Origin of the sequence: Corallococcus sp. CA049B (assembly GCF_003611685.1) — a bacterium.
In the GTDB taxonomy this organism is placed as follows: domain Bacteria; phylum Myxococcota; class Myxococcia; order Myxococcales; family Myxococcaceae; genus Corallococcus; species Corallococcus coralloides.
The window spans coordinates 1-11980 of the sequence record NZ_RAWC01000261.1 but is presented as its reverse complement, the minus strand read 5'-3'; the positions used below and the strand labels follow the sequence as shown (position 1 = coordinate 11980).

Below are 11980 nucleotides of genomic sequence, written 5' to 3'. Positions count from 1 at the left end.
GGCTCCGGCAGCCCCCGCCGCTCCCAAGCCGTACTTCGGGAGCTTCGGCGTCGACACGCCGGGCATGGACACCTCCGTCGCCCCGGGCGATGACTTCTACCGGTACGTCAACGGCAAGTGGGCGGACGGCGCGGTGATTCCGCCGGACCGCTCCTCCTTCGGCATGTTCACGCGCCTGGCCGAGGACGCCACGAAGCAGACGCGCGACATCCTGGAGGCCGCCGCGAAGTCGGACGCCCCCGCCGGCAGCGAGGAGCGCAAGCTGGGTGACTTCTACGCCAGCTTCATGGACGAGGCCGCCATCGAGGCCAAGGGCGCCACGCCGCTCAAGCCGGAGCTGGACCGCATCGCCGCCGTGGCCAACCGCAAGGGCCTGGCCTCGCTCCTGGGCACCACGCTGCGCAGCGACGTGGATCCGCTCAACACCGGGCAGGCCACCACGGGCCGCCTCCTGGGCCTCTGGGTGGCGGAGGACCTGAACGACCCCAGCCGCTACGCCGCGTACCTCCTCCAGGGCGGCCTGGGCCTGCCGGACCGCGACTTCTATCTGAAGGACACGCCGCGCTTCAAAGAGGTGCGGGAGAAGTATCAGCAGCACATCGCGACCCAGCTGAAGAACGCCGGCATCCCCGACGCGGAAGCGAAGGCCCGCGCCATCTTCGGGCTGGAGACGAAGATCGCCCAGGCCCACTGGTCCGCGCAGGACACGCAGGACGTGGAGAAGGTGAACAACCCCTGGAAGCAGACGGACTTCGCGAAGAAGGCGCCCGGCATGGACTGGGCCGCGTACTTCGCGAGCGCCGGCCTCGCGTCCCAGAAGGACTTCATCGTCTGGCAGCCGTCCGCCATCACCGGCATCGCGAAGCTGGTGGGCAGCGAGCCCCTCCAGACGTGGAAGGACTACCTGGCCTTCCACGCCATCATGCAGGGCACCCCGTACCTGTCGAAGGCCTTCGTGGACGCGGGCTTCGACTTCAGCGGGAAGACGCTCTCCGGCGCCCAGCAGCTGAGCGACCGCTGGAAGCGCGGCGTGAACTTCTCCAACCTCGCCATGGGCGAAGCGGTGGGCAAGCGCTACGTGGAGAAGCACTTCCCGCCCGCAGCCAAGGCCGAGGCGGACCTGATGGTGCGCAACATCCTGGCCGCGCTGGGCCGCCACATCGACGCGCTCGCGTGGATGTCTCCGGAGACCAAGGCCCGCGCCAAGGAGAAGCTGGGCACGGTGCAGGTGGGCATTGGCCACCCGGACACCTGGCGTGACTACTCCGGCCTGGAGATCATCAAGGGAGACGCCTTCGGCAACGCGGAGCGCGCGGAGCTCTTCGAGCACCAGCGCAGCCTGGCCAAGCTGGGCAAGCCCGTGAACCGCATGGAGTGGTTCATGACGCCCCAGGAGGTCAACGCGCTCAACTCGCCGCAGCAGAACTCCATCATCTTCCCGGCCGCCATCCTCCAGCCCCCGTTCTTCGACCCGAACGCCGACCCGGCCGTGAACTACGGCGGCATCGGCTCCGTCATCGGCCACGAAATCGTCCACAGCTTCGACGACGTGGGCGCGCAGTTCGACGCGAAGGGCAAGCTGGACAACTGGTGGACGCCCAAGGACCTGGAGCAGTTCAAGGCCGCGGGCAAGGCGCTGGCCGCGCAGTTCAACGCGTACAAGCCCCTGCCGGACATGAACGTGAACGGCGAGCTGACGCTGGGTGAGAACATCGCCGACGTGGCGGGCGTCTCCATTGCCCATGACGGCTACCTGATGTCCCTGGAGGGCAAGCCCGCGCCCGTGCTGGACGGCTTCACGGGCGAGCAGCGCTTCTTCCTGGGCTTCGCGCAGGTGTGGCGCAACAAGTTCCGTGAACCGCTGCTGCGCCGGCTGCTCGTGACGGACGGGCACTCGCCCGGCATGTTCCGCGCGGCCACCGTGCGCAACCTGGACGCGTGGTACCCCGCGTTCGACGTGAAGCCCGGCCAGGGCCTCTACCTGACGCCGGAGCAGCGCGTGAAGGTCTGGTAGTCCGCTTCCCACCCGCACCGGGCGCACGAAGGCCGTGCGTCCGGTGCACCCGGGGGTCCTCCTGAAAACCATTGGGGACGAAACTTAAAAAGGCGCGCTGCGACAATGTAGGAGTCAGTAGGCCGCTCCTCATCCCCCCGGAGGAACACCATGGAAATCAACCGCAAGTCGCCCGCCTCCATCGCCCCCACCGCCAACACGGCCACCTCGCGCGCCCAGGCGCCCAAGGCGAAGCCCCTGACGGTGCGTGACGGCTTCGACTCCCAGGGTGCGCGTCCCTCCAACTTCGTGGACCGCCCGACGGGCCGTCCCTCGACCCCGGGCGCCAGCGTGCCGGCGTCGGCCTTTGCCTTCGGCGGCGCCAACGTCGCGGTGAAGCCGGGCGCGAACAAGGTCGCCGACACGAAGCCGGTGGACCCCTCGCAGCCCAAGCCCAAGCTCACGGGCGAGCCGGTCATCGCGGTCATCGACGGTGGCGTGGACTACAAGCACACCGACCTGGACGACGCGATGTGGACGAACCCCGGTGAAGTCGAAGGGGACGGCATCGACAACGACGGCAACGGCATCGCGGATGACATCCACGGCTTCAACGTGGGCACCGGCAAGGGCGACCCGTTCAAGGGCGAGGGCACGGACCACGGCACGCACGTGGCGGGCATCATCGCGGCCGAGGACAACGGCGAGGGCAACACCGGCATCGCCGCGGGCAAGGCGAAGATTCTGAGCGTGGGCGGCCTGTACGACGGCGCGGACCTGCTCACCAACTTCGAGCGCTCGGTGGACTACCTGGTGAAGATGAAGACCGAGCACGGCGTGAACATCCGCGCCGCGAACGCGAGCTTCGGTGACTCCTACCGCGACGCCGCGTCCCAGAAGCGCTGGGAGGCCGCCATCCAGAAGCTGGCGGACGCGGACATCCTGCTGCTCGCGGCCACGGCCAACGGCAACGGCAGCAACATGAACAACGTGCCGGACATGCCGGCCAACGTGGACCTGCCCAACGTCCTCACCGTGGCGTCCATGGACCGCAACAACGACAAGCTGGCCCGCTTCTCGTCGCACGGCGACAAGGTGGTGGACCTGGCCGCCGTGGGCGAGGACGTGCTCAGCACCGTGCCCGGCAATGACTGGGAGGAGATGAGCGGCACCTCCATGGCGACGCCGACGGTGGCCGCCACCGCCGCGCGCATGTTCGCGGAGAACCCGGACCTGACGGCCGTGCAGGTGCGCGACCTCATCCTCAAGACGGTGGAGCAGGACGCGGACCTCAAGGGCAAGGTCATCACCGGCGGCAAGCTGGACATCCAGGCCGCCATCGACGCCGCCAAGGCCACCCTGGAGCCGAAGCCGGAGGCGCAGCCCGTCGCCTCGCGCTGAAGAGCCCCCTTCGCTGCCTCGCAGCCTCCCTCCGGGCCCCCTCGCCATGTCCATGGCGGGTGTGGGCCCGGAAGCCGTTCCAGGCCCCCGGTCCTCGCGGCTACGGTGTGCCCATCATCCCTTTCGTGAGCCACCCATGCGCGCGCCGTCCGTAATGCGTCTTGTCCTGCTGTCCGTGCCCCTCTTCTCCGCGCCCGCGTGGGCCATCGAACGCTGCTCGTTCCAGGGCAAGCCCATCAACCTGGACAACGGCAGCTCCACCGCGAAGCTCACCGGCACCGTGCGCTGCGTGGACGAGGACACGAAGAAGGAGACGCACACCGTCTCGTTCAAGAACGGCAAGCAGGACGGCTGGGAGGTGCGCCGCTGGTCCAACGGCCGCGCCGTGGAGCAGGAGTACAAGGCCGGCAAGCGCCACGGCGGCTTCAAGCGCTACGAAGACGGCCGGCTGGTGGAGACCAGCCACTACGTGGACGACAACGAGCAGGGCGAGTCGCTGCGCTACAACCCCAACGGCAAGGTGTCCCGGCGCGTGGACCGGCAGCCGGAGGACGAGAAGAGCACCTACGAGGACTACGACGAGACCGGGCGGCTCACCAAGGCGGGCTGCGGCCTGCGCTCGTCGTGGGAGGCGGGCCTGAAGGACTGTGTCTGGAAGGGGCCCTCCCCGCTGGTGTTCTTCCATCCGAACGGCCAGAAGCGCGCCGTCATCCCGCTGAAGAACGGACGGCGCGAGGGCGTGACGGAGCTCTTCGACAAGGACGGGCAGCGCACCGCGACGAATGCGTACTCCGCGGGCGTGCTCGACGGCGTGAGCACGCGGTACGCCGCCGGGAAGGCCCTCACCTCCACGACCTGGGTCCAGGGCCAGAGGGAGGGCGACGAGACGGAGTTCTTCAACGACGGCGGCAAGAAGCAGGTCGTCACCTGGAAGGACCGCCAGCAGGTCAAGCGCGTGGAGTACTTCCAGAACGGCGAGCGCAAGCATGAGCTCGTGGTGACGGGAGACCGCGCGGTGGAATCCTACTTCGAGGACGACGGCTCGCTGCGTGAGCGGCGGAACCTGCTCAAGGGTGACTTCCACAACGGCTTCGACTCCGACGGCGTGACGGAGGCCTTCTTCCCGGACGGCGGCACGGAGCGCCGCGAGCACTACGTGAAGGGCAAGGCGGAAGGCCGGCGCCAGGTGTGGGCGGAGAACGGCACCCTCGTCGAGGACTCGCAGTGGACGAAGGACCGCGTCACCACGCGCAAGCGCTGGAACCCCGACGGCGGGCTCGTGGAGGACGAGTCCTTCCACGAGGACGGCTCGCGCAAGAAGAAGTAGCAGGCGCGCGAGGGAGCGCCGCCTTGACGGAGGATGACGGCAATATTACTGCCGTCATCCATCATGACCCAGAAGACGGAGCAGAAGCAGAAGTCGCATGACGCCATCCTCGCGTCCGCCGCCACGCTGCTCCTGGAGCGGGGCATCCAGGCCAGCTCCATCATGGACGTGATGAAGGGGGCGGGGCTCACCGTGGGCGGCTTCTACGGGCACTTCGACTCGAAGGAGCACCTGTTCACGGAGACCCTCCGGGCCACCGCTCGCACGGCGTGGAACGCGCTCCTGCGCAAGGCGAAGGAGGACGCGCCGGACGCGCCCGCGCTGAAGGTGCTGGAGCGCTACCTGTCGCGCAAGCACCGCGACGCCGTCACCCCCACCTGTCCCCTGCCCAGCATCACCGCGGAGGTGTCGCGCGCGGGGGAGCCCTACCGGGGCGGACTGGAGGCGGAGTTGCAGGAGTTCGTCCGCTCGTACGCGGAGCTGCTGCCCGCCGGGGCGCGGCGCCGGGAGAAGGCGCTGGCCGCCATCGCGCTCATGTACGGCGCGCTGTCGCTGGCGCGCGCCGTGCGCGGCACGAAGCTGGGCGACGAGTTCCTGGACGCGGCCAGGAAGCTGGGCGCGGAGCTGCTGACGAAGGAGGGGGCTTGAGCACCGCCCCCTCCCCGTCTCACATCAGTCGCGCTGGATGGCGCCCTTCGGGACCAGGATGACGACCTCCTTGCAGTCCGAATAGATGATGGAGTTCATGGACTGGTAGTTGTGGGTCGTCTTGCCGCCGTTGCGCACGATGCCCATGTCGTTGCCCTTGGAGCCGCCGCTGTAGTCCCAGCCGTGGCGCGACTGGAAGATGATGGCGCCGTCCGGCACCTTCCCGTCCGCGACGAGCTTGCGGTACTGGTCCGCGGTCACGACGTTCGCGGTGGCGTTGCCGTAGGGGCTCCTGATGGCCTTCTGCTGGGCACCCGGGAACGGGATGGACTCCCAGCCGTTGCGCAGCATCTGCGCCATGCCGCCGCGGGGGTTGTTCGGGTCGTTGCCCGTCGCCCTCGGCGTGTTCGGGATGCCCAGCCGGGTCATGTTGTCCAGCGTGGTGCGCACGCAGTAGCCCGTCTGGCCGTTGTTCAGGCGCGAGGTGGCCAGCTTCTGCAGCGTGGGGTCGTTGGTGTTGATGCGGACGCCGTTGCCCAGCACCGCGCCGTTGTTGTTCGTCCCCTGGGTATTGGTCGTGCCCTGGGTGTTGGTCGTGCCCTGGGTGTTGGTCGTGGTGCCGGGGCGGTTGCCCTGCAGCGCCCGGAACGTGTCGGGGCCGACCTGACCGGCGTTGCTGCCCGCCCTCACGCCGTTCGCCCGCTGGAAGTCCTCCACGGCCTTCTTCGTCACGGGGCCGAACTTGCCGTCCGCCGGGACGCCCAGCATCTCCTGGATCTGCTTCACCGCCGGGCCCTGCATGCCCTCGCGCAGGTTGTTGCCGCCCGCCGTCACCTGGGCCATCGAGGGCGCCGCGCTCCACTGCTTCGCCCCCGGCCGCTGGGGGGTGCTCGCGGGCTCGAAGGTGTCGGCGTTCCGCGACGGGAGCGTGGGGGTGCTGGTGTTGTTGGTGGTGCCGGCGTTCGTCGCGGCACCGCCGAAGTGCGGCGCCAGCGCCTGCGCGCGCGCCCACACGTCGTTGGAGTAGTCATTGCCCGTGGTGCCCTGGTCCATGCCCGCCAGGGTGCGGACGTTGCCCGGACCGGAGTTGTACGCGGCCACCGCGCCGCGCAGCTGCTGCGCCTCGGACCAGTCCGGGTGCGCCTTCTTCACGTCGTTGACGTAGCCCTTGAGGATGCCCGCCGCCTGGTCGATGTGCTCCGCGCTGGTGGGGCCGCCCTTGGTCGTGTGGTAGCGGTGATCCACCTGCATCACGCCAAAGCCGTTGCCGTTGTCGCCGTGGCCCGTGCGGTCCAACGCCGCGCCCGCGCGCGACTCGCGGCTGGCGATGGCGGCCAGCAGCGCGGGGGGCAGGCCGTGCTTCGCCGCCGCCGCCTCGATGTTGGCCTTGTACTGCTGCAGCCGCGGCAGGTCCGTCTGCGCCATCTTCGTGGACGCCGCCACACCCGGCTGCAGCCCGTCCTGCCGCGCCGTGCGCGCCGAGGCGCCCGTGGGCTGGTACTGGGACAGGATGGCGTTCGGGTTCGCGCTGTTGCGAACCGCGCTCGTCGTCAGCGCCTGGGAACGATTCGAATAGACAGAGTTCGTGCGCTGGGACGTGGTCGCGGAAAGGCTCATTCGGAGATTCCTCGGTGGAGGCTGTGATTCCTGCCCCGATTATCCAGACCCCTCCCCGTGAGTTGCGTGAGATCTGGAAATAATGATCTCGCAGTTTAACCTGCACGGAATTTTCCGCTCAAACTTGTCTGGACTGCGCGGTTCGTCACGAACGGGCAACGATGACACCCCGGGTCTGCCTGGCTTCACAGCCGTTGACCCAGGGCATTTCGTGGAAATTTTCAATCACACACCACGAACGCGAACGGGGCCTGTTCCCGTGAAGGAACAGACCCCGTGCGGTGCTACAGGACCGTGACGCGGTGGATCAGACGAAGGGCACGCCCGGGATGTCGTCCGGGATGAGGTCGTCGAAGAAGTCCTTCACGCCGTTGAACGCATCCCCGGCCAGCTCGCCCACCTCGCCGCCGAAGTCCGCCAGGGCCCCGAGCGCTTCCTTCGCGCCCTCGATGCTCTTCTTCGCCAGGTCGCCCAGGTGGCCGACGGCGGCCTCCGCCAGCTGTCCGCCCACGCCGGCCAGGTCCTTGAGCGCGTCCACGCCCGCGTCGCCCAGGTCCGCCACGGCGATGAGCAGCTCCTTGCCGCCCTCGGAGAGGTTGTCCTTCCAGGCCTTGGCGACGTTCTTGAAGGACTCCACGCCGTCCTTGAGCAGGTCGCGGGCGAAGCCCTTGGCCCACTCCAGGCGCCGGCCGCCGAAGTCGATCATGTCCTTGAGGGCGCCGGCCGCGGCGTTGGCCAGCTCACCGCCCTTGCGGGCCAGGTCGGACAGCGCGCCGCCCACCCACTCGCCGGCCTTGGTGAGCGCCTCGCCGGGGTTCTCCGCGATGTACTTGAGCGTCTCCACGGCCTTCTCGCCCGCGTTGGCCAGGCCCTTCACCAGGCCCTCCGCCAGCTCGGCGCCCGCGGCGCCCAGGTCCTTCACGGACTCCCAGGCCTTCTTCGCCAGCTCGCCGCCCTTGGCCAGGGCGTCGCCAATGGCCTCCTTGGCCTTGGCCGCGGCCTCGCCCGGGTTCTGGGCCGTCCAGGCCAGCAGCTCCAGGCCCTTCTCGCCCAGCTCCTTGGCCTTGTTCACCGTGTTGGAGACGAGCGTCGTCGCCCCGTCGATGAGCTCCTTGGCCTTCTCCTTCGCGGCGCCGGTGAGCTTGTCGTAGCCGGCCTTCAGGTCGTTCAGCGTGGAGACGGCCTGCTTGTAGAGCGCCTTGCCGGCGTCCGTGGCCAGATCCAGGCCGGAGTCCACCACGCTCTTGATGCCGTCGAGCGCCTTCTTCGCGGCCTCGCCCGGGTTCTGGGCGATGTACTTGAGCGTCTCCAGGCCCTTCTCACCCAGCTTCTTCGCGCCGTCGATGACGTTGTCGAGGACCTGCCTGGCCTCCTTCGCCAGCTCGCCGCCCTTCTCGATGGCGGTGTTGAAGGCCTCCGTGGCCGCCTTCACCGCGGCCTCGCCGTACTGGGACGGGTTGCGCACCACGTCCGCCAGCTTGTGGATGACCTTCGCGGCCCCCTTGAGGCCCTCGCCGGCCAGCTCCGCCTGGGACACGCCCACGAACTCGGCGGCCTTCACGGCGCCCTTGGCGGCCTTCTCCACGCCCCACTGGATGAGCTGCGCGGTGCCTTCCGGCCCGTAGTACGCGGCCATGTGCGCCAGGCCCGCGGGGCCCTGCGCCGCGGCGCCCGCCAGGTTCACGGCCTTCATCCAGTCCGGGGCCTTGTAGCCCTTGGGGTCGGCCTCGTACCTGGCCTTCTCCTGCTGGAAGCCGATGTCCATCGCCAGCTCGGCGGCGCCCAGGAGCACGCTGGCGCCCACGGCCACGCCCACGCCCACGCCGGTGAGGTCCAGCGCGATGCCCAGGCCCGCGTCCGCGACGTTCAGCGCCGCGACGGTGTGCGCGAAGTAGCCCAGGTCGTTGTTCTTGCCGTGCAGCTCCAGGGATTCCTTCTCGAACTTCGCCGCGTCGATGGCGTTGGGCAGCGCGCCCGCCACCGGGACGACCTTCGCCAGGTTCTTGAAGACCTTGCCGGCCACGTCGGCGGTGATCTCCACGCCGATCTTGCCCAGCACCTTGTCCATCACCTTCAGGCCCTGGCCCACCAGCTTGCTGCCCGCCTTGTCCAGCAGCGGGCCCAGGGTCTTCACGGTGGTGTTGAGCGCGTCCGCGCCGAACTTGTCCGTGAGCTTGAGCAGCGACTTCACGGCGGCGGAGTCCATGTCCGTCACCAGCTTGGAGACGATCTTCGCCGCGTCGTCGTCCAGCTTGCCCGCGAGCTTCGCGAACTGCTCCGTGGTCTTCGGATCCGACAGGACCTCGTTGAGGGCCTTGTGCTCCATGCCGCCCAGGGCGCTCACCAGCTTCTTGCCGGCCTCGGCGTCCACCTTGCCCAGCTGGCCCACCAGGTTGTCCAGGGCCTTGGGGTCGGTGATGCCCTTGAGCGCGGCCTCCATCGACTCCGGTCCGCCCAGCCTGGTGGCGGCGGACTCCAGCTTCTTCAGCTGATCCGGCGTGAGCTTGGACGCGAGCTGCGGATCCAACCCCTTCACCTTCACGTCGGCCATCCGCGCGCCCTGCTGGGCCACGTCCGTCGGGTTCTTCACGCCCGCGTTCTTGAGGACGTCCGCGAAGGCCGTGAGGTCCTTCTTGAGGTCGGGCACCTCCGCCAGCAGCTGCGCGGCGGCCAGCGCCTTGTCCTGCGTGGACGCGTTGGGGTCCACCAGGGTGATGGCGGCGCCCGCGGCGCGCAGCGACCCGTCCAGCTTGCGCAGGTCATTGGCGAGCGCGGGGAACTTGTCCCCGGCGAAGTCCTTGAGCGCCTTGCCCAGCTCCAGCGTGGCGGTGGCCTTGTCCGTGGCGGAGGCGTTGGGGTCCGTCCACTTGCCAATGGCGCCCACCAGCTTCTCCGCCGCGGGCAGCCCCTTGAGCGTGGTGTCCAGCACGCCCTTCAGGTCCTCCGGCGCGAAGGTGTCGCCGGTGGCCTTCGCCAGGGTGAGGGCCGCCTGCGCCTTGTCGACCTTGCTCGCCTTGGGGTCCGTCAGCTTGCCCAGCGACGTGAGCGCGTCCGAGTTGGTGGCCAGCTTCGCCAGCTTGTCGTCCTGGACGCCCAGGCGCTCCAGCGCGTTGGGGACCGTCTCCGGGAACTGCGAGGCCAGCTCGCCCAGGGCGGTGGCCTTCTCCGAGAAGGAGCCGGTGCCCAGCTTGTTGAGCGAGTCGTAGGCCTTCTTCAGGTCCTCCTTGCTCTTGTCCTTCAGCTCCGGGAAGAGCTTGGGCAACTCCTCCGGCTTGTCCGGCAGCGCCTCCGCCTTGGGCGGCTTCGGATCCGCCGCCGGAGCGGCACCGTTGACGTCGGCCCGCACCGGGACCGCGCCGTTGGCATTCCCCGTCACCGGGCCGCTGAGAGGACGCGCATGGCCGCCGCCGGTGCCGAGCGGCGTGGCGAACGGGTGGGTCGTCTCACCCGTCAGCCGGTTCACCCCGTTGCGCTGGTTCTGCGCGCCGCCCGAGGAGAACCCGTCATTGAAGAGCTTCACCGTGGGCTGCTTCGTCTGCTGCTTCGCGGCGGCCTTCGCGGCGGCTTCAGCGGCGGCCTTCGCGGCGGCTTCAGCGGCGGCCTTCGCGGCGGCGCGGGCAGCGGCCTCGGCGGCGGCGCGGGCGGCGGCTTCAGCGGCGGCGCGGGCAGCGGCGGCGGCGGCACCATCAATGGGGGTGGTCATGGGCGGAACTCCTACCTTTTCGAGAATCGAGAAAGTCCCCGGGATTCTCTACATTTCGATTCAAATGTTGCCTGACTCTCGGCAATCACGTGAATCCCGGAGCGATGCTGGCGATACGCCGGTGTCGCTCGACGGGTTACATGGATCGCGCGGGCTCGGATGACGCAGGAAGGCATAGCGGACGCTATGGATTTTCCACGCGGCGCCCCGCTCCTGTCCGGCCGCGTCATGCCCTTGGGGGCAATTCAGGCGCGGTCTTCGGAGCGGAGCATCCACTGGCCCAGGCCCACGCACCCGGCGGAGGTGAACAGGGTCAGCGCCCACGCGACGCTGAAGGGGACGTCCAGGGACATGAGCACCGGCAAGGGCGTCCACCCCGCGACGAAGGACGCTGGGGTGAGCCACAGCGCCCTGAGGCCGCGCGTGAGCGCCTGGATGAGGCCCAGGGCGAGCCCGGTGAGGGCGAAGCCCACGAACAGCGCCAGGCCGTAGGCCTTGTTGAACATCAGCATGTAGACGCCCAGCAGCGGGAAGACATGCACTAGGCCCGGGAGCCAGACGAGGAAGGCGGTCAGCATCCAGCGGCGTGACGGAGGGGGCTTGGACATGGGCCCAATCCAGCCCAGGTCCGGGGTCCTGGCCATTCCCCGCCAGCGGATACTGTCCGCCAGGGTCGGCTAGCGCACCAGGACGCGCTGGGTGCCCAGTCCGTCGATGAGGGCGATGACGTCGTTGGGGGCGCGCTCGAAGAGGCCGGGGGTGTGGTTGCGGGAGGTGCCCGTCCAGATGGGGCTCGGCGCGGACCAGGTCTCGAAGTGGGTCGTGGTCAGCACGAAGCCCACGTGGCAGCTGCGTTGATCCACCGGGGCGCTGGAGAGGTCGGGCGGACCGGCCTTGTCCTCGTCGGTGCAGAAGGCGACGCCCACGGGGCCGTTGCCCACGCGGATGGCATGGGGGACGTAGGCGTTGTAGCGGCGGCCCGAGGCCGGGTCGATGCGCGAGGCATTCACCGTACCTGCATGACGATCCACTGATGGCCGGGGAAGCCGCCCTGCGCGGCCAGCAGCTCGGGATCGTAATAGACCTGCAGGTCGCCGTTGCCGCGCTGGGTGTGCGTGCCGGGGATGGCGCGCATCGTGACGTCGCAGAACTCCACGTTCGGGTTGTTGGCGACGGAGCCGTGCAGCGCCAAGCACGCGCCCCCGTGGGTGCTCGTCCACACGTCGATGCCGTGACCCCAGCTGGCGCCGCCGATGAGCACGCCATCCGCGCGGCGGGTGATGCCCCGGAT

The 11980-nt window shown here is 69.2% G+C and carries 8 protein-coding genes and 1 pseudogene; 4 read left to right on the top strand and 5 right to left on the bottom strand.

Features of this window, described 5'->3' with window-relative positions:
- From D7W82_RS34785 to D7W82_RS34770, 4 genes are all read left to right on the top strand, one after another.
- Positions 1-2014, top strand: a 2014-nt coding sequence (locus tag D7W82_RS34785; RefSeq protein WP_147439704.1) for a M13 family metallopeptidase, incomplete at its 5' end; no start/stop codon positions are given.
- Positions 2015-2164: 150 nt separating this feature from the next.
- Complete coding sequence (locus tag D7W82_RS34780) at positions 2165-3394, top strand: S8 family serine peptidase (protein ID WP_120622417.1); 1230 nt, start codon at positions 2165-2167, stop codon at positions 3392-3394.
- 154 nt (positions 3395-3548) lie between these two features.
- The gene (locus D7W82_RS34775) at positions 3549-4721 is read left to right on the top strand and encodes a toxin-antitoxin system YwqK family antitoxin (RefSeq protein ID WP_120622416.1); all 1173 of its coding nucleotides are present in this window, start codon (positions 3549-3551) and stop codon (positions 4719-4721) included.
- A 63-nt stretch (positions 4722-4784) separates the two neighbouring features.
- The gene (locus tag D7W82_RS34770; protein WP_120622415.1) at positions 4785-5369 is read left to right on the top strand and encodes a TetR/AcrR family transcriptional regulator; all 585 of its coding nucleotides are present in this window, start codon (positions 4785-4787) and stop codon (positions 5367-5369) included.
- A 24-nt stretch (positions 5370-5393) separates the two neighbouring features.
- Here D7W82_RS34770 and D7W82_RS34765 read toward each other — a convergent pair whose 3' ends face one another.
- From D7W82_RS34765 to D7W82_RS41930, 5 genes and pseudogenes are all read right to left on the bottom strand, one after another.
- Positions 5394-6986, bottom strand: a complete 1593-nt coding sequence (locus D7W82_RS34765; RefSeq protein WP_120622414.1) for a peptidoglycan-binding protein — start codon at positions 6984-6986, stop codon at positions 5394-5396.
- 307 nt (positions 6987-7293) lie between these two features.
- Positions 7294-10689 carry a Dauer Up-regulated gene (locus tag D7W82_RS40260; RefSeq protein ID WP_199727920.1) on the bottom strand — a complete coding sequence of 1132 codons (3396 nt, stop codon included), beginning with the start codon at positions 10687-10689 and terminating at the stop codon, positions 7294-7296.
- Positions 10690-10934: 245 nt separating this feature from the next.
- Positions 10935-11297: a hypothetical protein gene (locus D7W82_RS34760; protein ID WP_120622413.1), complete on the bottom strand. Its 363-nt coding sequence runs from the start codon at positions 11295-11297 to the stop codon at positions 10935-10937.
- Between the two features lie 69 nt (positions 11298-11366).
- The gene (locus D7W82_RS41935; RefSeq protein WP_233588118.1) at positions 11367-11699 is read right to left on the bottom strand and encodes a hypothetical protein; all 333 of its coding nucleotides are present in this window, start codon (positions 11697-11699) and stop codon (positions 11367-11369) included.
- Positions 11696-11980, bottom strand: a pseudogene (locus D7W82_RS41930) (phage capsid protein); the annotation flags it as partial. The pseudogene D7W82_RS41930 and the gene D7W82_RS41935, both read right to left, overlap by 4 nt.